We start from the raw sequence: 23,724 nt of genomic DNA on the forward strand, positions 1-23,724 counted from the left end.
CCCACCCCGGCCCGGCTCTCAGATCTCGGCCACGGCCAGGGACCGCGCCGGCAGGTCGAGGACGTGATCGGTCAGGCGGGCCGACTCGTCGGAGGCGAGCAGGAGGCGCGACGCGGCGAGCCGTACGGAGACCGGGTCGAAGGCGAGGTTGGCGGCGACCCGCAGCGAGCCGCGCTCGATCACCACGACCCGGCGCTCCTCGTCCACGTCGACCCGCACCCGGTCCATCCGGGGGTCGGTGAGGTCGGGATGTGACCTGCGCAGGGCGATCAGGGCGCGGTACCAGCCCAGCAGGGAGGCGTGCTCGTCCTTCGACAGCTCCTCCCAGTCGAGCTTGGACCGCAGGAAGGTGTCCTCCTCGCCCGGCTCGGGGGCCTTCCAGTCGTAGCCGAAGCCCTCGAACTCCTTCCTGCGCCGCTCGCCCTCGCCCTCGGCGAGGTGCCGCTCGAAGTGGTCGGTGAAGAAGTAGAACGGCGTCGTGGCGCCCCACTCCTCGCCCATGAACAGCATCGGCGTGAACGGCGAGGTCAGCAGCAGACCGGAGGCCAGGCGGAGCTGGTCGGGCCGCATGCGGTCGCCCTCGGGCCGGTTGCCGATCTGGTCGTGGTTCTGCGCGCAGCAGACGAACCGGTGCCCCGGGATCCCGGCGGCCGGACGGCCGTGCGAGCGGCCCCGGAAGGACGAATAGGTGCCGTCATGGAAATATCCGGAGGTGAGCACCTTGGCCAGGGACGACAGCGTGCCGAAGTCGCCGTAGTAGGCGTTCGTCTCCCCGGTGACGTTCGCGTGGATGGCGTGGTGGACGTCGTCGTTCCAGCTCGCGTGCATGCCGAGGCCGCCCGCCTCGCGCGGGGTGACCATGCGGGGGTCGTTGAGGTCCGACTCGGCGACGAGCGTGAGCGGACGGCCCACCGCGGTGGACAGCGCGTCGACCTCCACCGACAGCTCCTCCAGGAAGTGGACGGCACGCTTGTCGTGCAGCGCGTGCACGGCGTCGACGCGCAGCCCGTCGACGTGGTAGTCGCGCAGCCACTGCAGGGCGTTCTCGATGAAGTAGCGCCGCACCCCGTCCGAGCCGTATCCGTCCAGGTTGACCGCGTCGCCCCAGTAGGACCCCTTCGCGTCGTGGAAGTACGGCCCGAACTTGGCCAGGTAGTTGCCCGACGGCCCGAGGTGGTTGTAGACGACGTCGAGGATCACGCCGAGACCGGCCCGGTGACAGGCGTTCACCAGGCTCTTCAACCCGTCCGGCCCGCCGTACTCCTCGAAGACCGCGTACAGCTCCACGCCGTCGTAGCCCCAGTTGCGGGTGCCCGGGACGGGCGGGACCGGCATGAGCTCGACGAAGTCGACGCCGAGGTCCACGAGGTGGCCGAGCCGGTCGGCCACCCCCTGGAAGGTGCCCTCGGGCGAGAACGTGCCGACGTGCAGCTCGTAGATCACCCCGCCGCGCAGGTCCCGACCGCGCCAGTCCTGGTCGGTCCAGGCGAACCTGTCCTGGTGGTAGACCCGGCTCGGGCCGTTCACGCCGTACGGCTGCCGCCGGGTCCTGGGGTCGGGGAAGGGACCCTCGCCGTCCACGTGGAAGGCGTAGTCGCGGTCGTGCTCGTCACCGGGCGCGGTCCACCAGCCGCCCTCGCCCGGCGACATCGCGTGCCGGGCGCCCTCGTACTCGACCTCGACCCGCGCCGCCCCCGGCGCCCAGACCTCGAACATGCCTCTTCTCCCCTTACCGACCAAGCCCCTACTGATCACGCTTCGAGAATCGCGACCGGATGAACGGACAGCAGGTCGGCCATCCGCACCTCCCCGGTGTGCTCCGCCCCGGTGAGCAGGTCGCGCCAGCGTCCCGGCGGCAACGTGATCTTCTCACTCCCCCAGCCGCCCCGGCGCTCCAGCCCGGCCGGCAGCCGGGTCGCGACCACGGCCGCGGCCGTTCCCTGCCCGGGAACGCCCCTGATGAACGCGACCGCGTGCTCCCCCGCCTCGATCGGCGCGTACGGCGCCTCGGGGTCGAGCCGTCCCCGCAGGCCGAGCGCGGCGGCGGTGACCCGGATCTTCTGGCCGTCCCAGCTGTCGTCGGGCTCGGCGAGCAGGCGGCGGCGGCGCTCGAAGTCCACCGGCCGCCGGTTGTCCGGGTCCACCAGCGAGAAGTCGGTGATCTCGTTGCCCTGGTAGACGTCCGGGATGCCCGGCATCAGGAGCTGGACGGCCTTCTGCCCGAGCGAGTTGACCCGGGCGTACCGGTCGACGACCTCGGTGAACGAGGCGACCGAGTAACCGCAGGCGTCGATCGCCCGCCGGGCGAAGTCCCTGATCCCCTCCTCGTACGCCGGGTCCGGGTCGACCCAGGAGATGGCGGTCTTGGCCTCCCTGGCCGCCTTGAGCAGGTAGTCGGTGAAACGGTCCAGGCTGATCGGCCAGGCCGCCATCAGCGACTGCCAGGCGAGGTAGTCGAGCCGGGGGTCGAACGACACGGCCGCCGACCAGGAGTCGACGGCCATCGTCCACTCCTCGGGCAGCTCCGAGAGCACCGCGAGACGGGCGCGCACGTCCTCCGACCGCTTGGTGTCGTGGGTGGACAGCGTGGTCATCGTGCGCGGCGGCAGCCCGGCGCAGAACTCGTGGAACTCGGCCGGCGAGACCCCGAACCGGTCGGGCTCCCCGCCTACCTCGTTGAGGCAGGCCAGCGGATACCACCGGTAGAGCGCGGTGTCCTCCACGCCCTTGGCCATGACGGGCCCGCAGGTCTGCTGGAAGCGGGTGACCGCGTCCGGCGGGCCGTACAGGACCAGGTCGGCGGCCTTGGCCACCGCGTCGGGGTCGGCGCGGCCGGCCGCGAGCCGGGCCGCCTCCGCGACGATCGCCTGCGCGTCGGCGGACGGCCGCTCACCCGGGTTCACGTACGCCCGGTAGACGGGCATCGCGGCCAGCAGCTCCACGACGGCCTCGCGCAGCGCCGGGTCGCCGAGGTCGGTGGTCAGCCGGTCGACCTCCCCGCGGAAGAACAGGTCGATGACGTGCTTCTTGGCGTCGTGACGCACGGTCTCGTAGTCGTCGCGCACGCCGGTGTGGCGGCCGAAGGTCTCGACCAGCGCGTCGCGCCCCGCCGGGTCCACGAACAGCCGGGTGATCATGTTGAGCGCGTCGTAGCCGGTGGTGCCGTCGCACGGCCAGTCGGCGGGCAGCCGCTCGCCGTCGATCAGGATCTTCTCCACCCACAGCGGGCCCGGCACGTGCGGGCGCAGCCACCGGAGGTAGCCGCGGGGGTCGGCCAGGCCGTCGGGGTGGTCGACGCGCAGCCCGTGGATCACGCCTTCCTCGATGAGGCGGAAGGTCACGGCGTGGGTCTCCCGGAAGACCTCGGGGTCCTCCACCCGCAGGCCCATCAGCGACGACACGTCGAAGAACCGCCGGTAGCCGGGGCTCTCCCGCCAGTGGGCCAGCCGGTAGTGCTGGGCCTCCAGCAGGTCCGGCAGCGGCAGGTGCCCTGTGCCGGGCCTGATCGGGAACACGTGGTCGTGGTAGCGCAGCACGTCCCCGTCCACGCCGCTTTCGACACCGCTGTCGACTCTGAGCGCCTCGTCGGCGTCGTCGCCGAGCAGCGGCAGGGTGACCGGCCACTGGAAGTCGAACCACCGGGAGGCCGGTGACCCCGGGCCGTCCCGCAGCGCCGCCCACAGCCGCGCGTTGTCCGACTCCGGCACCGGCACGGTCATGTGGTTGGGCACGATGTCGGACACCAGCGGCATGCCCTCGGCCGCCAGCGCCCGCAGGCCCTCCTCGCCGCCGAACTCCTCGCGTACGCGGGTGTGGTCGGTCACGTCGTAGCCGTGCAGGGACTCGCGGCACGCCTGCAGGATCGGCGACAGATAGAGGTGGCCGGCGCCCAGCTCCCGGAGATATCCGACGAGGCCGGCGGCCTGCGCGAAACCGAAGTCAGGCGTCAGTTGCACGCGGTAGGTAGAACTCACTGGACCGCCCTTCGAAACACGTTCCCGGCGTGGAGAACCGCCGGGCAGTGACCCTTTTTGCCCGCCTGCCCGGCGGCTCACACCAACGGCACTCTAATCGGCCGTCCTCGCTGGTCAGGCCGTTCTCGTCCAGGCCGTCACGACGTACGGCGGACGCGGCGGAGGACCCGCACCGACCGGCCGGTGACCGGCACCGCCTCACCGGCCCGGCACATCCGCGACTCGCTCTGCCCGGGCATCGCCGTGTCCAGCTCGGTGCACCACAGCTCGCCGTAGTTCTTCGGCACGGTGAACTTGAGCATCTCGTGGTGGGCGTTGAACAGCAGGAGGAACGAGTCGTCGGCGATCCGCCTGCCCCTGCTGTCGGGCTCGGTGATCGCGTCGCCGTTGAGGAAGACCGCCAGCGCCTTGGCGTAGCCGTTCGTCCAGTCGGCGTCGGCCATCTCGGTGCCCGACGGGGTGAGCCAGGCGATGTCGCTGAGCTCGTCGTGGGAGCCGCGCACGGGACGGCCGTAGAAGAAGCGGCGGCGCCGGAAGACGGGGTGGTCGCGGCGCAGCCGGGCGAGGCGCCGGGTGAACTCGAGAAGCTGCCGCCTCTCGACCGTCCCCGCGTCCTCCTCGGCGGTGGCCCCGGCCTCCAGCACGGCGCCCCAGTCGACCCAGCTGATCTCGTTGTCCTGGCAGTAGGCGTTGTTGTTGCCCTGCTGGGTGCGGCCGATCTCGTCGCCGTGCGACAGCATCGGCACGCCCTGCGACAGGAACAGCGTGGCCAGGAAGTTGCGCTTCTGCCGCTCGCGCAGCTGCGCGACCGGGCCGGTCGCCGGGCCCTCGACGCCGCAGTTCCAGGACCTGTTGTCATCCGCGCCGTCGCGGTTGTCCTCGCCGTTGGCCTCGTTGTGCTTGCCGTTGTAGGACACCAGGTCCTGCAGGGGGAAGCCGTCGTGGCAGGTGACGAAGTTGATCGACGCGGCGGGGCGGCGGCTGTCGTCCTGGTAGAGGTCGCTCGACCCGGTCAGGCGGCTCGCGAACTCGGGCAGCGCGGCCGGCTCGCCCCGCCACAGGTCGCGGATCGTGTCGCGGTAGCGGCCGTTCCACTCGGTCCAGCGGGCCGGGAAGTTGCCGACCTGGTAGCCCCCCGGGCCGACGTCCCACGGCTCGGCGATGAGCTTGACCTGCGACAGCACCGGGTCCTGCTGGACGAGGTCGAAGAACGCGCTCAGCCGGTCGACCTCGTGCAGCTCACGGGCCAGCGACGCCGCGAGGTCGAAGCGGAACCCGTCCACGTGCATGTCCCGCACCCAGTAGCGCAGCGAGTCCATGATCAGCTGGAGCGCGTGCGGGCTGCGCATGAGCAGGCTGTTGCCGGTGCCGGTGGTGTCCATGTAGTAGCGGCGGTCGTCCTCGACCAGCCGGTAGTAGTTGGCGTTGTCGATGCCCCGCATGGACAGGGTCGGGCCCAGGTGGTTGCCCTCGGCGGTGTGGTTGTAGACGACGTCGAGGATCACCTCGATGCCGGCCTCGTGCAGGGCCTTCACCATCGCCTTGAACTCCAGCACCTGCCCGCCGCGCTGGCCCGAGCTCGAGTACGCGTTGTGCGGCGCGAAGAAGCCGATCGTGTTGTAGCCCCAGTAGTTGGCCAGCCCCCGCTTCTCCAGCATGTGATCGGTCACGAACTGGTGGACCGGCATCAGCTCGATCGCCGTGACCCCGAGCGCGGTCAGGTGGTCGATGATCTCCGGGTGGCCGAGCGCCGCGTACGTACCGCGGATGCGGTCCGGGATCTTGGGGTGGGTGATCGTCAGGCCGCGCACGTGCGCCTCGTACAGCACCGTGTCGTGGTACGGCGTGGCCGGGGGACGGTCGTGCCCCCACCCGAAGAACGGGTTGACGACCACCGACCGCGGCACGTACGCCGCCGAGTCGCTGTCGTCCCGGCTGTCCGGCTCGCCGAAGCGGTAGCCGTACACCGCCTGGTCCCAGTTGACCGAGCCCTCCACCGCCTTGGCGTACGGGTCGATCAGCAGCTTGTTGGGGTTGCACCGCAGGCCCTCGGCGGGCGAGTAGGGCCCGTGGACGCGGTAGCCGTACCGCTGGCCCGGGCCGACGCCCGGCAGGTAGCAGTGCCAGACGAAGCCGTCGACCTCGGCCAGCGACACGCGCTCCTCGTTGCCCTCGTCGTCGAACAGGCACAGCTCGACCCGCTCGGCCACCTCGCTGAAGAGTGCGAAGTTGGTCCCCGCGCCGTCGTACGTCGCCCCGAGAGGATAGGAATCCCCCGGCCAGATCTCCCTCACTGGACCTCCTCGCCGTCCGGCTCGGCGGTCCTGCCGGGAAGCCCCCGGAGTCCACCGGCTCTGTGGTCGCGATCGTTCCCGGTCCGGTCCCGTCCGGGACGGCCGCTCACCCGATCGTGATGCTGAGTGTCGTTCACAAGACATCGTGCCTGCCCGCAAAAGGCTCCGACAGTCGCGCCACGTTAACTGCGTGTATGGCAAAGGGGTGAACCGGCCATCGGCGAGCAAAGCGCCGCCCGTTCCGGACGCCAACGCCGCTAGCTGGCCGTACTCGCCGAATGTGGGACACCTCACCCGTCCGCCGTCCGTACGGAGTCTCCCGGCCGGTCACCCACCGCAGTCGCGGGGGCCCGGACCGGCCCTGGATCGACCCGCTGATTAACGGTCCTTCCCGATGTGTCTTCCCTCGGGCGGGGTTACGGACACCGGAAACCGGCTGGTCATCGGACCGGCGAGGCGGCCGCGCCCCCTCGGGCGCGGCGCAGCAGGCCGCGGCGGGGAGCGCGGCCGTCGGTGCGCAGCCACAGGTTGACGCCGGTGCCGCCGAGCGCCGAGGGCTCGACGCGTACCCCGCCGCCCGTCGACTCGGCGAGGCGGCGGGCGATGTCGAGCCCCAGGCCGGTGGAGCCCGCCCCGCTGTTGCCCCGCCGCAGCGCCTTCTCCGGATCGGGGATGCCCGGGCCCGCGTCCGCGACGAGGACGCCCACGATCCCGCTCCCCCGGTGCAGGGTGACGCGGAAGGCGGTGCCCTGCGGGGTGTGCCGGAAGACGTTGCCGAGCAGCGCGTCGACCACCGCGCCGAGGTCGGCGGCGGCGACCGGCACGGGGGTGGTCTCGTCGGCGCCGACGAGCTGCCACGGCCGCCCCTGGTCCTCGGCGAGTGCCGACCAGAAGGCGAGCCGTTCGCACAGCACGAGCGCGGCGTCGCAGCCCGCGGGCACCGCCCGGCGGGAGGGCCGCCGGGACGCCTCGATGATCTCGTCGATCGCGTGTTCGAGCCGGTCGATCGCCAGCTTGCGCTGCTGCTCGGCCTCCGGGCCGCTGCCGCCGAGGTTGAGCCGCAGCGCGGTGAGCGGGGTGCGCAGCCGGTGCGACAGGTCGGCGGCGAGCTCACGCTCGGCCGCGAGCAGCACCGCCACCTGGTCGGCCATCGTGTTGAAGGCGTGCCCGGCGGCCACCAGCTCGGGCGGGCCGTCGGGGATGATCCGGACCGAGAGGTCGCCCGCGCCGAGCGCGGCGGCGGCCTGCCCGAGCCGCCGGGCGGCCCGGACCACCCGGGCCCCGAGCCGGTCGGCCACCACCACCGACCCCACCACCAGCGCGACGGCGACGCCGGTCAGCACGGCCCACGAGGTGGAGACCCCCTTCCTGGCGTCCGCCTCGGGAGCGTACGCCTCGATGACGGCGCTCCGGCCGCCGCCCAGTGCGACCGGCCTGAGCAGGACGTATCCCTTGGCGACCGGCACCGTTCTGGCCCGTTCCGCCGCGTTCGCCACGTCGGCGGGGCCGACCCGGGAGCGGCCGACGGTCCGCCCGCCGGACAGGTGGACGGCCAGGCGCGAGACCCCGGCCGGCGTGCTGGCCAGCGCGCGTTCGAGCGCGGCCACGTCGTCGGTGATCACCAGGGCGGGCACGATCGTGGCGGCCTGCCGTTCGGCGTCCGCCAGCGCCCGGCTCTCCGCGATCTCCATGACCCCCACGGCCAGCGGGATGAGGAAGGCCAGCGCGACCATCGCCGTCACGGCGACCGCCACCAGGGCCAGGCTCCGTCGCACCGCCTCTCCCGCCGCCGGCCCTCAGGCCTCTGCGGGAGGACTGAGACGCACGCCGACACCCCGCACGGTGTGCAGGTAGCGGGGCCGCGAGGCGCTCTCGCCGAGCTTGCGGCGCAGCCACGACAGATGCACGTCGATCGTCTGGTCGTCCCCGTACGACTGCCGCCACACCTCGGCCAGCAGCTGCCTGCGCGAGATCACGCGGTCCGGGCGGGCGGCGAGGTAGGCCAGCAGGTCGAACTCCCTGCGGGTGAGGTCGAGCGGCACCCCGTCGAGCCGCGCCTCCCGGCGGTCGGCGTCGACCACCAGGCCGCCGACCTTGACGACCGACGCCGGCGCCCCCGGCCTGGCCCGCCGCAGCACGGCCTCGAGCCGGGCGTTGAGGTGGTCGCCGGAGAACGGTTTGACCAGGTAGTCGTCCGCGCCGTCGCGCAGCAGGCGGACGATCTGCGCCTCGTCGTCGCGCGCGGTGGCGACGATGACCGGCACGTCGGAGATCGCCCGGAGCATCTTCAGGGCCTCGGCGCCGTCGAGGTCGGGCAGCCCCAGGTCGAGGATCACCACGTCGGGGGCGACGTGGGCGATCTCCCGCAGGGCGTCGAGCGCCCGGCCCGCGCTGCGGACGGCGTGGCTGCGCCCCGTCAGGTCGCGGATGATCGCGGAGCGGACGAACTCGTCGTCCTCCACCACCAGAACGGTCGCCATGGGGCAGAAACGTACACTCTTCACCCCTGTCGCGTCCGCCGAAGAGCGATGCGGAAGATGCGGATCAAGGGAGATATGCCCCGCCCTTATGTCCATTGAGATCATCCGAAATCAGTCAAGGTATGGGCTCAGGACACGAGATAGAGTGAGCGGCCACATGAGACGGGCCACCGGTTACACGATCGCCTGGTGCGGGGCCACCGCACTGGCCGTCGGCGTGTCCTGGCTGGGCGTGCGCGACGTGCTGCGCAGCGCGGTCCTGGACGACGCCCCCCTCGCCCCGGTGGTGGCCGTCGCCGCCCCGGTCACCGCCTACGCGGCGCTTCCGTCCGCCGATCCGGGGACCGATCCGGACGCGGCCTCCACACCCGGCCCGCCCTCTCCGTCCCCGTCCCTGTCACGGTCGCTGTCACCGACGCCGCGTCCGGCGCGGCGGAACGCGACCGCCACCCCGTCGCGGACGGCCCGGCCCTCTCCCACGGCCCGCGCCGGCCGTCCGGAGGATCCGGCGGGATCGGCCCCTCCTCCGCCGAGCCCCCGGCCGCGCCGCGACCCGGCGGAGGAGACCCTGCACACGTTCACCCTGAAGGGCGGGCGGGCGACGATCGCCGTCACCTCACGGGACTGCCGGGTCGTCACGGCGACGCCGAACGACGGCTACCAGGTCAAGGTCTGGGAGGAGGAGCAGTGGCTGCGCGTCGCGTTCCTCCGTGAGGTGCACGAGTCGTCGGCGTTCTGCGCGTGGAACGCCCTGCCGCCCAGGCTCGACACGTACGAGCGCTGAGCGGGGCCCGGCCGGGCGGCCGGGGGTCACTTCAGCTTGGCGAGGTACTCCTTCAGCTCCTTGACCTCGGCGGACAGGGCCGTGGAGATGGCCGTGGCCAGCGCCTTCCCGCCGTCGAACGCGCCCTTCTTCTGCTCGACTCCGGCGATCGCGATCGCCCCGCCGTCATGCTTGATCATGAGGGTCGTGAACCGCTTGTCGAAGGCGGGGCCGCTGAGCTTGGCGAGGGCGTCGATCTCGGCCCGCGTCTGCATGCCGGGCATCTTGTGGTCGCGCGGCAGCGGCTCGGCGCCCCACATGTCGAGCCAGCCCTTCAGCGTGCGGATGTCGGTGTCGCGGGCCGAGAGGATCCGCGACGCCATGTCCCTGACCCAGGGGTCGCCGGCCCGCGACTGGGCGAGCGTGGCCAGATCGACGGCCTGGAGGTGGTGCGGGATGATCCGGCCGGCGAACGCCACGTCGGCGGCGTTGTGATCGGCCGGCGCGTCCGTGGCGCCCGGCTCGGCCGGCGTGGCGGTGACGGTCGCGTCGTTCGAGGGCACGGCGGCGGCCGCCGAGGCCGGGGCGGGGGCCGGAGAGGGGGAGGCGCCGTCGGCCCCTCCGCAACCGGCGAGGAGTGCCATCGCGAGCACGGCGGTCATCGTGCCCGTCAGGCCGGGGTTTACAGGGAGCGGACGGCGGGGGGCGGTCGTCACTGGGGAGCCTTTCGGGTTGGGGCTGGGGGACGGCGGGCACGGCCACCGGGACCGGGCGTGGGCTTCCGGCTCGGGTCGCCGCCGACCCTGCGCCGCGCCGGCCCTGGTTCCTGGCGGAGGACCCTACCGCCATACCGCCACCGTCACCATGCTGTTACGGGCGTCCACCACCCGCTGAGCCGTCCGCTTTACGGCACATTTACTCAGATTTAAGGACAAGGTGGACATACGGGGTCAAAGCGAACTTTGACTACCCCAAGCAACCCCTGTGCTCTAGCCTCCAACTATGTCAAACAGGAGCGAAACTCTACGAAAGGTTTCACACCGAGGAAACCTCTGTTGACACGAGCGAAACAGTGATACTTTCGCTTGGGAGCGCTCCCAAGCCGTGTGAACCTTCGGGCCGAGGAGACCGGATGGCCGATCTTCCCACCCTCGCAGAGGTAGCCGCCGCAGCCGGCGTCTCCCCGGCAACAGCTTCCCGGGTCTTGACCGGCTCGGTACGCGTGACCACATCGACCCGTCGGCAGGTCCATGACGCGATGTCGCGTCTGGGCTATGTCCGCCGCCGTGCCCCTCGGGGTTCGGCGGGCAGGCGGGCCGAGCAGATCATCGCCGCGGTCGTCTGCGAGCACAGTCCACGCCTATTCACCGAGCCGTTCTATGCCAGGCTCCTGTCCGCGTGCGAGGAGGTGCTGGCGACCCACGGGGTGCCGATGGTCGTGATGACCGCGACCCCCGCGACCGCCTCCATCGCCGCGCCACCGCTGGTCGCGGGCGCCGTCGACGGCGTGCTCCTCATCGGAGCGCGAGCGCGGCACCCCCTCGCGGTAACGCTGGCGGCGTCTGGCGTCCCGGTGCGCTGTGCCGGGCGGCCGCCAGACGGGATCGACCTCCCGTTCGTCGACATGGACAACCGTGACGGCGGACGGCAGGCGGCCGAGCACCTGCTGCTCAACAACCGCAAGCACATCGCCACGATCGCCGGGCCGCCGACCCTGCCGGCCGCCCGCGACCGGCTGGAGGGCTTCCGGCAGACGCTGCGCGACGCGGGGGTGCTCGACATGCCCGTGGCGTACGGCGACTTCACCCACGCCTCGGGCGCGCACGCCATGCAGTGGCTGCTGCAACGGGCGCCGCACCTCGACGCCGTCTTCGCGGCGTCGGACGTGATGGCGGCCGGGGCCATGCAGACACTGCGCCGTGCCGGCCGCAAGGTGCCCGACGACGTGGCCGTGATCGGGTACGACGACGCGCCGGTGGCCCGGCACACGTCGCCGACTCTGACCACTGTCCGGCAGCCCGTCGAGGAAATGGCCACGCTCGCCGCACGACTGCTTCTCATGACACTCGGGGACGGGGAGAATCCCAAGGGCAATCCGGTGCTCCCCACGGAACTGGTGGTTCGTGAATCGGCCTGAGCTTCGAGAAGGCGACATCCTGACCCGTCGTTACCTGCTCCAGGAGCGGTTGGCGACGGGCGGGATGTCGGTCATCTGGCGTGCCTTCGACCAGTCACTGCAGCGCATGGTCGCGATCAAGGTGCTGGACGGCTCGCTCGACGACGAAAACCCCGGCCGGGAACTCATGCGCAGGGAGGCCAGGGCCACCGCCCGGCTGATCCATCCCGACGCGATCGAGGTCTACGACTACGGGGAGACGGTCACGAACGGCGGCAGGCTCGCGTCCTTCGTGGTCATGCGGTTGCTGGAGGGCCGGTCGCTGGCCGACCGGATCATGGAGGGTCCCCTGCCCTGGGCCGAGGCGACGCAGATCGCCGCCGGGCTGGCGCAGGTGCTGGCGGCGGCGCACGACCGGGGCATCGTCCACCGTGACGTCACCCCGGAGAACGTGCTGCTCGCCGCCGACGGGCCCAAGCTGCTCGACTTCGGGATCGCCGCGTTCATCGGCGAGGCCGACGACCAGCTGGTGGCCGACTTCGGCACGCCGCCCTACGTCGCGCCCGAGCGGCTGAGAGGGACGACCGCCGATCCGGCAGTGGACGTCTACGCGCTCGGCGTGCTGCTGTTCGAGATGCTGACCGGTCACCTGCCGTATCCCGAGAAGACCTGGGAGGCGATCGAGGCGGCGCGGCGGGAGGGCCCGCCGCCGGTCCCCGAAGGGGTGCCCGGCCTGCCGCAGGAGGTCGCCGACCTGTGCCGGCGCTGCCTGTCCGGCGATCCCGTCGACCGGCCGAGCGCACGGGCGGTCGCCGCCGCCCTGGCCTCGGTGCGGAAGCCGCCGGGGCCGCGAGGCGCGGGCTGGGGCGCCGCCGCCGTCGGAGCCGCCGCTCTCGGCGGCATCCTGTGGGTCTCGCAGTCGGGCGGCCAGGGCCTCGGCGCCGCCGCCGTGCTCAACCCGGCGATCGCGCAGCCGGCGCAGGCCACCGCCACGCCGTCGGCCGCGCAGGCTGAACCCGTGACCGAACCCATGACCGAGGCCCGCCATACAGCGGGGCCGGTCGCCCGGCACACCGCGAAGCCGGTGGCCGACCCCGGGCGCCGGCACGGGCCCACTCCCTCCCCCTCCGCGACGAAGACCAGGGTCAAGAGCCGGCACGGCGGCGACTCCGCCCAGCCGCGCGCGACGGTCACCCGCAAACCCGGCGTGACCACGCTTCCCCTGGCCACTCCCGCCCCCTACCTGGCGGTCGAGACCGCGGTCCGCCGCTTCGCGCTGCTCGTGGACGGCGCCGAGGCCACCCACGACATCGACGACGACGTGGCGCTCGACCTCAAGCAGGTGCTGCGCAACGCGGTGGCGGCGGGACAGGGAGTCACCGAGGTGCGGACCAAACTGGAGGTCCGCTACGGCGAGGGACGGCTGCCGCTCCTCCTGAAGCAGGAGCTGCACCACGCGCTGGACGGCGTCGAGGCGGCCCTCGCCCGTTCTACTGGTACCTGATTTGGGAGCGCTCCCAGAACAACTTTCTGTTGTTTTCTGTCAGACCCGGTAGTCGGATCGCGTCCGAAAAACACCCCGGCTCGGACCGAAATATTCGTCTGTTCGCCCGCCGGGCGAGCCCACCGCTCCGCCCGGCCCTGCGACGACAGGGTCTATCACCCTCCCCGATCCGCGTCAAGTCCTTGAATAGCGGCGGCAAAACCGGATACCTCGTTTCCTCATGAGCGGATTCAAGAAGTTCCTGATGCGGGGCAACCTGGTGGAGCTCGCCGTCGCCGTGGTCGTGGGCGCGACGTTCAGCGGGCTGATCCAGGCTCTCGTCAAGGACCTCATCACGCCCCTGATCGCGGCGATAACCGGAGGCAAGGAGCCCGACTTCTCCGGCTACACGTTCACCGTCAACGGCGCGGAGTTCAAGTACGGCGACTTCATCAACAGCCTGCTGTCGTTCCTGATCGTCGCCGCGGTGGTCTACTGGCTGGTCGTCCTGCCGATGACCCGCTTCCTGGCGCTCTTCGAGACCAAGAAGGAGGCCACCGAGAAGCAGTGCCCCGAGTGCCTGTCGGACATCCCCCTCGACGCCCGGCGTTGCGCCTTCTGCACGGTCGAGCTGTCCACGGTCGCCGCGGCGGACAGGCCCCCCGCCTGACCTTCGCCGCCCTCACCGGCCCTCGATGGACCCTCCGTCGGGGGCCGGCGCGTCTCCACGGCAGGAGATCTCTCGATCCTTATCCTCGCTTTAACATCTAGATGACTAAAGTACTAGGCACCTAGATAAATGGAGCTATGGTGATCGAGTTCTACTTGGACGGCCGGTCCGGTGTCTCGCCCTACCTGCAGCTGGTCCAGCAGGTACGGCACGCGCTGCGGCTGGGCCTGCTACGCGAAGGCGACCGGCTGCCGACCGTCAAGGACGTCGTGGCGCGGCTGGCGCTCAACCCCAACACCGTGCTCAAGGCGTACCGGGAGCTCGAACACGAGGGCCTGGTGGCCGCACGGCCGGGGATCGGGACGTTCGTCACCAGGACGCTGACCGACGCCTCCCTGGCCGCGCACGGCCGGCTGCGCAAGGACCTGCTGCGCTGGCTGGCCGCGGCCCGCCTGGCCGGCCTCGACGACGAGAGCATCGAGGCCCTGTTCATGAGCGCCTTCAGGACCTCCTCCCAGGAGGACATCGCATGATCGGGCGATCGGCCGGTCCGGCCTCGGGAGAGCCGATGACCCCCGTCCTGCGGGCCCGGGGACTCGGCAGGAGGTACGGCAGGCGGTGGGCGCTGAGAGACTGCACCCTCGACATCCCGGGCGGGCACGTCGTCGGCCTGGTGGGCCCCAACGGGGCCGGCAAGACCACGCTGCTGAAGCTGGCGGGCGGCCAGCTCGCGCCGACCGAGGGAAGCATCACCGTGCTCGGCGGCCATCCGGCGGGCGGCGCGGCGCAGCAGGCCAGGATCGGGTTCGTCGCCCAGGACACCCCCGTCTACGCGGGACTGAGCGTCGCCGACCACCTGCGGCTGGGAGCCGGGCTCAACCCCGGCTGGGACGCCGCTCTCGCCCGAGAACGCGTCGAACGGCTCGGCCTCGATCCCGCGCACCGGGCGGGCAGGCTGTCGGGGGGCCAGCGGGCCCAGCTCGCCCTCACCCTGGGCCTGGCCAAGCGGCCCGAACTGCTGATCCTGGACGAGCCGGTCGCCGCGCTGGACCCCCTGGCCCGCCGCGAGTTCCTCCAGGGCCTGATGGAGGCCGTCGCCGAGCACGAGTTCAGCGTGGTGCTGTCCTCACACCTCGTCTCCGACCTGGAACGGACATGTGACTACCTGATCGTGCTGGTCGACTCGCGCGTCCGGCTCGCGGGACAGGTGGACGACCTGCTGGCCACGCACCACCGGCTCACCGGCCCGCGACGCGACCCCGACCGGCTCCCGGCCGGCCAGCACGTCGTCTCCGCCAGCCACACCGACCGGCAGAGCACGTTCGTCGTCCGCACCGAGGACCCGATCCACGACCCCGCCTGGACCGTCAGCCGACTCACCCTGGAAGACCTCGTCCTGGCCTACATGGAGGGGCCGGCTCCCGCCCAGGGGCGCCCGGTTCTGGAGGTGCGGCGATGATCTGGCTGACCTGGCGCCAGTTCCGCGGCGCGGCCGCGACCACGGGCGCCGCACTCGTCGTGCTCGCCGTCGCCCTGGCGCTGACCGGGCCGGAACTGGCCTCCGACTACTCCGCCGGGATCACCGCCTGCGCCCGGGACGGCGGCTGCGGGCAGTTCTTCGACCGGTTCTTCGACGACTACCAGGCCCCCTTCCAGGCCGCCACCGTCATCGTGCTGCTCCTGCCGGCCCTGGCCGGTCTCTTCTGGGGCGCGCCACTGGTCAGCCGTGAGCTGGAGGCCGGCACCCACCTGCTGGTGTGGAACCAGAGCATCACCCGCACCCGCTGGCTGGCCGTCAAACTCACCGTCGTCGGCGGCGCCGCCGTGGCCGCGGCCGGGCTGTTCAGTCTCGCGGTGACCTGGTGGTCCGCCCCTCTGGACAAGTCCGCCGCCCCGGGCTTCACGCTCATGGACCCCCTGGTGTTCGGCGCGCGCGGCATCGTCCCCATGGCCTACGCGGCATTCGCGTTCGTTCTCGGCGTGACCGCCGGGCTGGTCGTCAGGCGAACCCTGCCCGCCATGGCCGTCACCCTGGCCGTCTTCGCGGCGATCCAGATCGTCATGCCGTTGACGGTCCGGCCCCATCTCCTCCCTCCGGTCAGCTCCGCCTTCGAGCTCGGCCCGGAGAACGTGGACTCGTTCGGCAAGTCCAGCGACAGGGAGTTTCCCGAGGTGATCCTCGATTCGGCGATACCGGGTCACACGGGCGCCTGGGTGCTGTCCAGCCGCCTCGTCGATCCGTCCGGGCACGTGGTGGGCGGCGACGGCGCCCCAGTCACCGTTCGCGTGTCGGTGACGTCGGGGCCGTGCGCGCCGTCGCAGCAGGCTCAGGAGGAGGGACGGGGCATGGACGGCTGCCTCGCCGAGATCAACCGGCTCGGCTACCGGCAGCGGGCGACCTACCAGCCGTTCGAGCGTTTCTGGGCGTTCCAGTGGATCGAGACCGGGGTCTACGCGCTCCTCACCCTCGGCCTCACCGCCTTCTGCTTCCTGTGGCTCCGGAGGCGGCTGTCGTGACCGTCAGGTCCGTGGCGGCCGGGCTCGTCCTCCTGCTCACGGTCGCCTGTACGGCACAGACGCCGCCCCGCGCGGAGCCCGGCCCGACGACCGCCGGTGGGTCGGCCGTGTGCGCGCCGCCCCGGGGCGCTCCCGCGCCGGAGACGCCCACCACGATCGACGTGGTCGAGCAGGCGTACTTCTGCATCCTCGCCGACTACTACGGCGGGGCCACACTGGACGCGCGTTCGCTGCTGAGCGCGGGATTCGTCGCGTTCACGCAGGAGCTAAACCGCGGCGGGCGCGACGTGCCCGAGGCCACGATGCCGGCGTTCACCGGTGACCGGAAACGCGACTGGGCCGCGTTCGAGACGGTCTACCGGCGAGTCGTCGACCGCCTGCCGGCCGACGCCGGGCTCCGGGAGAAGCTCGCCGCCGCCACGCTGGAGGCCGTCGTGGCCGCCCTGGACGACGACCACGCCCGCTGGAACCACGGCCGCCGGCGTCCGCCGGACTCCTATGACGACGACCAGTACGGCCTGGGCCTGCGGGCCAGCGCCGGTCCCCAGGTGAACGTCAACCCCGGGACCGCCCTGCCCCCGCTGTTCGTCACCGCCGTCCTGGGCGGACCGGCGAAGGCCGCGGGGCTGCGCCCGGGCGACGTCGTCGAATCCATCGACGGGTCGGCGCCCTTCGTCGACGGAACGGTCACCCCTGCCGCCGTCACCGCGCTGTACCCGCAGTACCCGGAAGACCGGCCGGTCCGGCTCCGGTTGCTGCGGCAGAGCAGCGGCCGGCGCTGGACGGTGACGCTCAAGCCGGGCCTGTACCAGCCCGATCCGGCCGCCGTGCAGGTGGTGACGTCGAAACCGCTGGAACACGGCGTCGCCTACGTACGGCTGAGCGGCTTCGCGCCCGACGTCGCGGACCGGACGCTCAGAGCGATCTCCAGGATGGGCGGCGGCCGCACTCTGACCGGTGTCGTCCTGGACCTGCGCGGCAACGGCGGCGGCAGCCCCGACGAGGTGAACAGGTTGCTCGGCGCGTTCGCCCACGACAAGGTCACCGCGTACCAGTGCGCCGCGGACGGCGGGTGCGAAGCCATGAGGACCGACGACAGCGTCGCGCTGCTCGGCCTGCCGCTGGTCGTGCTCACCGACCGCGGCTGCGCGTCGGCCTGCGAGCACTTCAGCTCCGCCGTCAAGGACCTCCGTCTCGGCCGGCTGGTGGGGACGCGGACCGCGGGCGCCGTCTCCGGCCCGGCGCAGCCGTACCTCCTCGGCGACAACACCCTTCTGGCGTTCCCGTCGAGGCATCACCTGGCCCCCGGCCGCGAGGTGATCGACCGGGTCGGCGTCGCACCCGACTACCACGTGCCGCCGACCCCCGAGGACGCCGCCGCCGGGCGCGACCCCGCTCTGGACAAGGCCCTGGCCCTGCTGCACGGGTGACGCGCCCATCTCCCGCCGTGCCCCGAAAGGACGGATGCTTCATGAGTCATGCCGTCGGATCGGCGCCGGTCCCGCGCGGTGGCCTGCCGGCCGCCTCCGGACTGGTCGCCTTCTCCATGACCGCTCTCTCCCTGACCGCCTTGTCCCTGACCGGCTGCTCCACGCCCGCCCTCCCCCGGTCCGTCCCGGCCGCCGCGTCCGCCCGCCCGTCGGCCACCGGCGTCCCGGTCATTCCCGCGCCGACCGCCGGCGGGCGGCCCGTCGGGACCACCACCCTGTATCTGAAGGACGCCTCCCGCCCCGACCCGTGGGTGCCGGAGGCGGAGGCCAGGGAGCTCATGGTCACCCTGTGGTACCCGGCGCGGGTGAGCGGGGGCCGGCGGGCCTCGTACATGACCGCGAAGGAGTCGGAGCTCACGCTGAGGGGCAAGAAGGTGACCGGCGTGCCGTACGACCTGCTGAGCAGGACGCGCACCAACGCCTACCAGGACGCGAAACCGGCGGGGCGCAGGGCCGGCCTGCCCCTGGTGGTGCTCTCCCCGGGTTTCACCATGCCCCGCGGCACGCTCACGGCGCTCGCCGAGGAGTTGGCCGCCGGTGGGTACGTGGTGGCCGGCGTCGACCATGCCTACGAGAACTACGCGACGACCTTCCCGGACGGGCGGGTCGCCGAGTGCGTCGCCTGCGACAGCGACAGCGACCCCGGTTTCGGCACGAAAGTGGTCGGGGTCAGAGCGGCCGACGTGTCCTTCGTGCTCGACCGGCTCACCGGGCGGGGCGCCAAGTGGGAGGGCTCCACGCTGATCGACGCGTCCAGGATCGCGATGGTGGGCCACTCCATCGGTGGGGCGAGCGCCGTGGCGGCCATGCTGAAGGACCCCCGTATACGCGGCGGGATCGACATGGACGGCACCACGTACGCCCGGATCCCGAAGCGCGGCCTGTCGCGGCCGTTCATGTTCATGGGGTCGGCGGGCCACGCGCCCGGAGGCCGCGACAACTCCTGGGACCGCGACTGGAGACTTTTGACCGGATGGAAGCGCTGGGTCGTGCTCCCCGGCGCGGATCACCAGTCCTTCACCGACGTGCCGCTCCTGGCGGGCGCTCTCGGCCTCGGCGTCCCGGGGACAGTGTCCGCGGCCCGCGGCGCCGAGATCACCCGCGCGTACGTCCGCGCCTTCCTCGACCTGCACCTGCGCGGCGAGCCGCGGCCTCTCCTGGACAAGCCCTCGTCCCGCTACCCCGAGGCCGAGCTGTGCGCCCCGGACACCAAGGTCTGCGGGTAGGCGGCCTCCTCTCCCAGCCGGAATACAGACCCACTGGGTGGCACGTATAGCAAAAGGACTCTCAGTCCCTATTGAGGCTGGGAGTCCAATTCGCACCGGGTTCAGACCGGATCGCTTTGACCAGGGTGGTTACCAGGGGGACGGGGCGGGTGGGGGGACGACCGGGGGGCGGTCGTCGCAGGTGATGGTCTTGGGCAGCATCCAGGGAGCGAGCCAGCCGCCGTCGTTGCCACCGAGGTCGGTCAGGGAGAACTCCGACCCGGTGGGCGGGAAGTTGAAGGACCCGCAGTTGTTGACGCCCACCGCGCCGACGTTACGAGCGTCCACGTTCTCGAAGGACGCCGAGCCCTTCACGCGGGCGCTGACCACGGAGGTGCCCGTGCCGTCGGCCCGGATGTCCGTGAAGCGGACCTTCGGAATCGCGTACAGGTCCTTCACCGCCCACTCGCTGACCAGCATGATCGCGTTGTACGTGCTGTCCAGGTAGTGGTCGCCGCTGACCTCGATGTCGGCGTCGATGTCCTTCTCCAGGGCGTAGAACCAGATGGCTCCCAGGCCGATCTTCCAGTTCAGCTCGAACGTGCCGGCCCGTACGGTCGTGTTGCCGGCGATGCGGAGCTTGCCGGCGAACGGCTCGGCGCCGAACCGGGAGCCGACCTGGATGGCGCTGCCCTCCCTGATCGGGTCGGCGATCAGGTTGTTCGAGACCGTGTTGTCCGTGCCGCCGTAGATCGCGATGCCGTTGGCCAGCACGGGCGTCTGGATCGTGTTGTGGTCGAACGTGTTGCCCGCGTCGGCGGTCTTGTCGGACCACATGGCGAGCGCGTCGTCCCCGGTGTTGCGGAAGAAGTTGTTCGACACGACGGAGCCCGTCACGCCGGTGTGGAAGTTGAGCCCGTCCGCGATCTGGTCGACGATCACGTTATTGGTGATCTTGATGTTGCGCATCGGGCCGTCGAACCACATGCCGACTTTGGTGTGGCGGATGTAGAGCCCGTCGATGGTCGCGTCGCTCATCGCGCCGCCGACCCCGTTGACCTGGTCGGTGTCGATCCGCTCGCGGACGTCGCCCTCGATGGCGAAGCCGGACAGGTGGACGTTGCGGCTGCCGCCCGCCGAGGCGTCCTTGCCGTAGAAGCCGACACCGGTGTGCACCGAGCCGTCCGGGGCCGGGGTGTCCAGGTCGACCTGGCGGCCCTTGATGGTCGTGTACCAGCTACCGGCGCCCGTGATCGTCACGTCGTCCACGACGATGTGGCGGTTCACCTGGTAGGTGCCCGGCGGGATGTAGACCTTCAGGTGCGCCCGTTTGGCGAAGGCGATGGCCTTGTCGATCGCCCCGGCCGAGTCGCGCCTGCCCGTGGGGTCGGCGCCGAAGGCCAGCACGTTCGCCGCGACGACCTCGACGCGCGGCGGGCCGACGAGGTGCGAGTCGAGCAGGTCGACGGCCGTCCATGCCGCGTCGCTCCCGGCTGGGACCGTCAGCCGTACGATGTCGCCCGCTCGGTACGAACGGCCGAGCAGGAGGCGCTGCTCGTCGTAGAAGTGGTTCGGGCGGAAAGGCTTGGCGATCTCCGGGGCCGGCGTGGTGGCGTTCGGCACGCAGGAGCACTCGGTGATCCACCAGTCGGGGTGCAGCAGCCCGGCGTTCGGATCGTTCGAGAACGGATACTGGTTGTACAGCCAGGCGTACTGCGACGTGAGGGTCATGGTGGCCCGCTTGTGGCCGTTGACCGCGACGTCGAGCGGCGCGGTGATGCCGCCGCCCCCGGGGGCGTCCGGGATGCTGTACCGCACGGTGATCGCGTTGGCCGCCTTGGGCAGCGTGAACTCGACGTACTGCCCTGGGGCCAGTTTGACCGCCTTGCGGCCGGACGCCTCCGCGGGCAGCGTGTACGCGTCGCGGCCGGGGCCGATGACCGTGCCGTTCGTGGCGGCGTTCTCCGCCTCCTGCTCGGCGAAGTCGACATCGGCGCCGCGCCCGGACACGAGTGCCGGGTCGAGGGCGGCCCGCGTCACGACGGGGGCCTTCGCCGAGGCGGACACGGGCGTCTGTAAGACCGCGAGCCCGGTGGTGGCCAGGGCCGCTGCCAGCAGAATTCTCATCGGTCCTCCTTGATCCAAACCGCGGTGTCGGACGGAAGCAGGTCGCCGTCGAGAGGGCCGCTGGCCAGCAGCACAGAACCCGTCTCCGGGAGCGCGACCGGCTCGGCGCCGAGGTTGACCAGGCAGACCAGGCCGGAGTCGCGGCGGAACGCGATCACCTCGTCCCCGTACGGCAGCCAGGTCAGCGTGCCGTCACCGAGCAGTTCGCGGCGCAGGCGCAGGGCCGAACGGTAGAGGCAGAGCATCGAGCCCGGATCGGCCTCCTGAGCCTCCACCGTGAGGTCGCGCCAGCCGGTCGGCTGCGGCAGCCAGGGCTCGCCGGTGCTGTATCCGAAGGGCGGCTCGGTGCCCGACCACGGCAGCGGCACCCGGCAGCCGTCGCGACCGCGGACCGTGTGGCCGGAGCGCTCCCACATCGGGTCGTCGATGAGCTCCTCGGGGATGTCCTCGACCTCGTTCAGGCCGAGCTCCTCCCCCTGGTAGACGTAGACGCTCCCGGGCAGCGCCATCGCGAGCAGCGCGGCCGCCCGCGCCCGGCGACGGCCGAGCTCCAGGTCGGACGGCATGCCGTCCCGGCGTTCTGCGTTGTCCCAGGACGTGACGGCCCGGCCATAGCGGGTGACCGGACGGGCGACGTCGTGGTTGGACAGCACCCAGGTCGCGGGCGCGCCGATCGGCACGTGGGTGGCGAGGGTCAGGTCAATGCTGGCGCGCAGGGCGGCCGGCTCCCACGCACTCGACAGGAAGTCGAAGTTGAACGCGGTGTGGAGCTCGTCGGGGCGCAGGTAGTTGGCGAACCGCTCCTGGTCGGGCAGCCACACCTCGCCGATGAGGATCCGCCCGCCGTAGGAGTCGGACACCCGCCGCCACTCGCGGTAGATCTCGTGGACCCCGTCGTGGTCGGTGTAGGACTCCTCCACGCTGTCGAGGTCCTTGACAAGGACGGCCGCGGAGTCGATGCGTACACCGTCCACGCCCCGGTCGAACCAGAACCGCAGCACGTCCAGGAACTCCTGGCGTACGGCCGGGTTGTTCCAGTTGAAGTCGGGCTGTTCGGGGGCGAACAGGTGCAGGTACCACTCGCCGTCCGGCACCTGCGTCCACGCCGGGCCACCGAAGATCGACTGCCAGCCGTTGGGCGGGCCGTCGCCGACGCCGGGGCGGAACCAGAACCGCTCCCGGGCCTCCGAACCGGGACCGGCCGCCAGCGCCTCCTGGAACCAGGCGTTCTGGTCGGACGTGTGGTTGGGGACGACGTCGACGATCGTACGGATGCGCAGGTCGTGGGCTTCCTCGATCAGCTTCTCCGCCTCGGCCAGGGTGCCGAAGACCGGCTCGATGCTGCGGTAGTCGGCGACGTCGTAGCCGCCGTCGGCCATGGGAGAGGGGTACCACGGGTTCAGCCAGATCGCGTCGACGCCGAGATCCGCCAGGTAGGGCAGGCGTGACCGCAGCCCCGCCAGGTCACCCGTCCCGTCGCCGTTCCCGTCGGCGAAGCTGCGCAGGTAGACCTGGTAGATCGCGGCCCCGCGCCACCAATCGGGGGTCGAGGTGTTGCCGGGCATGCTGAATCCAACTCCTTACGGGTGAAGCGACGACGGTGTGAAAGGCGACAGATTGGGGCGTCAGCCCTTGAGGCTGCCAGCGGTGAGACCGGCCATGATGTGCCGCTGGAACAGGAAGAACACGACGATGGTCGGGATGCTCGCGATCACCAGGGAGGCGACCAGCACGTTCTGCGGCATCTGCGAGGAGAGCGAGGCGATACCGATGCTCACCGACATCTTGTCGCTGTCCGGCAGGACCAGCAGCGGCCAGACGAAGTCGCGCCAGACGTTGACGACGGTGAGGATGGAGACCACGCCGAGGATGGGCCGGGAGATCGGTATCACCACCGACCACAGGATGCGGCCCGGCGACGCGCCGTCGATCTCGGCGGCTTCGAGCAGTTCCCTCGGGATCGAGTCGAAGAACCGCTTGAGCAGGAAGACGTTGAAGCCGTTGGCCGCGGCCGGCAGCCAGATCGCCCACGGCGTGTTGAGCAGGTTCCAGCCGAAGATCGGCACTTCTTTCACCGTGAGGTACGCCGGGAGCATGATGACCATGGGCGGGATCATCAGCGTCGACAGCATCAGGGCCAGGACGACCTTGCCGAGCGCCGGGCGGAGCTTCGACAGGGCGTAGGCCGCCGAGACGTCCACCGCGAGCGTCAGCAGCCAGGCGCCGCCGGCGTACAGGGCCGTGTTGCCGAGCAGCGTGCCGAGGCCAAGCAGATCCCACGCCTCCAGGTAGCCGTCCAGGGAGAAGTGCGACGGCAGGAAGGTCGGCGGGATCGCGTTGAGTTCCTCGGTGGACTTCATCGCACCGGTGATCATCCAGTAGAGCGGGAAGACGAACGCGGCGGTGAAGCTCACCACCACGATCACCAGCACGATCCAGTAGATGATCCGGCCACGCGTCGTGTTGAGCTGGTGCGGCGAGACGGCGGTGCGGAACTGCGTGTTGATCGGCTTTCGGGGCCGCCGCTGCCCGCGGCGCTCGTGCCGGGCGGAGGTGGCCGGCGTCCCGGCCGAGCGGTCGGGCATGACCGTGATGTTGGACATGG

18 protein-coding genes are annotated in these 23,724 nt (G+C 71.4%); 9 read left to right on the forward strand and 9 right to left on the reverse strand.

The window, feature by feature from the left end:
* Window positions 1–18: 18 nt before the first annotated feature.
* From treZ to FED44_RS24895, 5 genes are all read right to left on the reverse strand, one after another.
* Window positions 19–1,716 (reverse strand): malto-oligosyltrehalose trehalohydrolase, encoded by a 1,698-nt coding sequence (gene treZ / locus FED44_RS24875; protein ID WP_138462230.1) that lies wholly within the window; start codon window positions 1,714–1,716, stop codon window positions 19–21.
* Between the two features lie 35 nt (window positions 1,717–1,751).
* The gene (gene treY / locus FED44_RS24880; protein WP_208759148.1) at window positions 1,752–3,974 is read right to left on the reverse strand and encodes a malto-oligosyltrehalose synthase; all 2,223 of its coding nucleotides are present in this window, start codon (window positions 3,972–3,974) and stop codon (window positions 1,752–1,754) included.
* Between the two features lie 137 nt (window positions 3,975–4,111).
* Window positions 4,112–6,268, reverse strand: coding sequence for a glycogen debranching protein GlgX (glgX, locus tag FED44_RS24885; protein WP_117409969.1), 2,157 nt, complete (start codon window positions 6,266–6,268; stop codon window positions 4,112–4,114).
* Window positions 6,269–6,708: 440 nt separating this feature from the next.
* Window positions 6,709–8,043, reverse strand: coding sequence for a sensor histidine kinase (locus FED44_RS24890; RefSeq protein ID WP_117409968.1), 1,335 nt, complete (start codon window positions 8,041–8,043; stop codon window positions 6,709–6,711).
* A 21-nt stretch (window positions 8,044–8,064) separates the two neighbouring features.
* Window positions 8,065–8,748: a response regulator transcription factor gene (locus FED44_RS24895; protein WP_117409967.1), complete on the reverse strand. Its 684-nt coding sequence runs from the start codon at window positions 8,746–8,748 to the stop codon at window positions 8,065–8,067.
* 157 nt (window positions 8,749–8,905) lie between these two features.
* On the opposite strand from FED44_RS24895, the gene FED44_RS24900 reads away from it, so the two are divergent.
* Window positions 8,906–9,532 carry a hypothetical protein gene (locus FED44_RS24900; protein ID WP_138462232.1) on the forward strand — a complete coding sequence of 209 codons (627 nt, stop codon included), beginning with the start codon at window positions 8,906–8,908 and terminating at the stop codon, window positions 9,530–9,532.
* A gap of 26 nt (window positions 9,533–9,558) precedes the next feature.
* Here FED44_RS24900 and FED44_RS24905 read toward each other — a convergent pair whose 3' ends face one another.
* Window positions 9,559–10,227 carry a DUF305 domain-containing protein gene (locus FED44_RS24905; protein ID WP_133306159.1) on the reverse strand — a complete coding sequence of 223 codons (669 nt, stop codon included), beginning with the start codon at window positions 10,225–10,227 and terminating at the stop codon, window positions 9,559–9,561.
* 416 nt (window positions 10,228–10,643) lie between these two features.
* Between FED44_RS24905 and FED44_RS24910 the strand changes: the two genes are divergently transcribed.
* From FED44_RS24910 to FED44_RS24945, 8 genes are all read left to right on the forward strand, one after another.
* Window positions 10,644–11,648: a LacI family DNA-binding transcriptional regulator gene (locus tag FED44_RS24910; protein WP_117409964.1), complete on the forward strand. Its 1,005-nt coding sequence runs from the start codon at window positions 10,644–10,646 to the stop codon at window positions 11,646–11,648.
* Window positions 11,635–13,131 (forward strand): serine/threonine-protein kinase, encoded by a 1,497-nt coding sequence (locus FED44_RS24915; RefSeq protein ID WP_138462233.1) that lies wholly within the window; start codon window positions 11,635–11,637, stop codon window positions 13,129–13,131. The genes FED44_RS24910 and FED44_RS24915 overlap by 14 nt, the downstream gene beginning before the upstream one ends.
* A 220-nt stretch (window positions 13,132–13,351) precedes the next feature.
* Window positions 13,352–13,780, forward strand: coding sequence for a large conductance mechanosensitive channel protein MscL (mscL, locus tag FED44_RS24920; RefSeq protein WP_138462234.1), 429 nt, complete (start codon window positions 13,352–13,354; stop codon window positions 13,778–13,780).
* A 137-nt stretch (window positions 13,781–13,917) separates the two neighbouring features.
* A complete protein-coding gene (locus tag FED44_RS24925) occupies window positions 13,918–14,313 on the forward strand; it encodes a GntR family transcriptional regulator (protein ID WP_138462235.1) in 396 nt (131 codons plus the stop codon).
* A gap of 35 nt (window positions 14,314–14,348) precedes the next feature.
* Window positions 14,349–15,239 (forward strand): ABC transporter ATP-binding protein, encoded by an 891-nt coding sequence (locus tag FED44_RS24930; protein WP_138462298.1) that lies wholly within the window; start codon window positions 14,349–14,351, stop codon window positions 15,237–15,239.
* The gene (locus FED44_RS24935; protein ID WP_138462236.1) at window positions 15,236–16,297 is read left to right on the forward strand and encodes an ABC transporter permease; all 1,062 of its coding nucleotides are present in this window, start codon (window positions 15,236–15,238) and stop codon (window positions 16,295–16,297) included. The genes FED44_RS24930 and FED44_RS24935 overlap by 4 nt, the downstream gene beginning before the upstream one ends.
* A complete protein-coding gene (locus tag FED44_RS24940) occupies window positions 16,294–17,727 on the forward strand; it encodes a S41 family peptidase (protein WP_244302237.1) in 1,434 nt (477 codons plus the stop codon). The genes FED44_RS24935 and FED44_RS24940 overlap by 4 nt, the downstream gene beginning before the upstream one ends.
* Window positions 17,728–17,768: 41 nt before the next feature.
* On the forward strand, window positions 17,769–19,013 hold the full coding sequence (locus FED44_RS24945) for an alpha/beta hydrolase family protein (protein ID WP_138462238.1): 1,245 nt from the start codon (window positions 17,769–17,771) through the stop codon (window positions 19,011–19,013).
* Window positions 19,014–19,142: 129 nt separating this feature from the next.
* On the opposite strand, the gene FED44_RS24950 is transcribed toward FED44_RS24945, so the two are convergent.
* Genes FED44_RS24950 through FED44_RS24960 form a run of 3 tightly spaced genes read right to left on the reverse strand, consistent with a single transcriptional unit; the run spans window position 19,143 to window position 23,722 of the window.
* Window positions 19,143–21,119: a glycosyl hydrolase family 28-related protein gene (locus FED44_RS24950; protein WP_138462239.1), complete on the reverse strand. Its 1,977-nt coding sequence runs from the start codon at window positions 21,117–21,119 to the stop codon at window positions 19,143–19,145.
* Entirely contained in the window at window positions 21,116–22,684 is a 1,569-nt protein-coding gene (locus FED44_RS24955; RefSeq protein ID WP_138462240.1) for a glycoside hydrolase family 13 protein, read from the reverse strand. The genes FED44_RS24950 and FED44_RS24955 overlap by 4 nt, the downstream gene beginning before the upstream one ends.
* A 60-nt stretch (window positions 22,685–22,744) precedes the next feature.
* On the reverse strand, window positions 22,745–23,722 hold the full coding sequence (locus tag FED44_RS24960; RefSeq protein ID WP_117408766.1) for a carbohydrate ABC transporter permease: 978 nt from the start codon (window positions 23,720–23,722) through the stop codon (window positions 22,745–22,747).
* Window positions 23,723–23,724 lie beyond the last annotated feature (2 nt).

Source organism: Microbispora triticiradicis (assembly GCF_005864065.1).
Taxonomy (GTDB): Bacteria; Actinomycetota; Actinomycetes; order Streptosporangiales; family Streptosporangiaceae; genus Microbispora; species Microbispora triticiradicis.

Bases quoted from the DNA above. Each gene is read 5' to 3' on its own strand.
- treZ (WP_138462230.1), bottom strand. From the start codon at position 1,716: ATGTTCGAGGTCTGGGCGCCGGGGGCGGCGCGGGTCGAGGTCGAGTAC.
- FED44_RS24910 (WP_117409964.1), top strand. From the start codon at position 10,644: ATGGCCGATCTTCCCACCCTCGCAGAGGTAGCCGCCGCAGCCGGCGTC.
- FED44_RS24945 (WP_138462238.1), top strand. From the start codon at position 17,769: ATGAGTCATGCCGTCGGATCGGCGCCGGTCCCGCGCGGTGGCCTGCCG.
- FED44_RS24950 (WP_138462239.1), bottom strand. From the start codon at position 21,119: ATGAGAATTCTGCTGGCAGCGGCCCTGGCCACCACCGGGCTCGCGGTC.
- FED44_RS24925 (WP_138462235.1), top strand. From the start codon at position 13,918: ATGGTGATCGAGTTCTACTTGGACGGCCGGTCCGGTGTCTCGCCCTAC.
- FED44_RS24935 (WP_138462236.1), top strand. From the start codon at position 15,236: ATGATCTGGCTGACCTGGCGCCAGTTCCGCGGCGCGGCCGCGACCACG.
- FED44_RS24930 (WP_138462298.1), top strand. From the start codon at position 14,349: ATGACCCCCGTCCTGCGGGCCCGGGGACTCGGCAGGAGGTACGGCAGG.
- FED44_RS24895 (WP_117409967.1), bottom strand. From the start codon at position 8,748: ATGGCGACCGTTCTGGTGGTGGAGGACGACGAGTTCGTCCGCTCCGCG.
- FED44_RS24955 (WP_138462240.1), bottom strand. From the start codon at position 22,684: ATGCCCGGCAACACCTCGACCCCCGATTGGTGGCGCGGGGCCGCGATC.
- mscL (WP_138462234.1), top strand. From the start codon at position 13,352: ATGAGCGGATTCAAGAAGTTCCTGATGCGGGGCAACCTGGTGGAGCTC.
- FED44_RS24960 (WP_117408766.1), bottom strand. From the start codon at position 23,722: ATGTCCAACATCACGGTCATGCCCGACCGCTCGGCCGGGACGCCGGCC.
- FED44_RS24900 (WP_138462232.1), top strand. From the start codon at position 8,906: ATGAGACGGGCCACCGGTTACACGATCGCCTGGTGCGGGGCCACCGCA.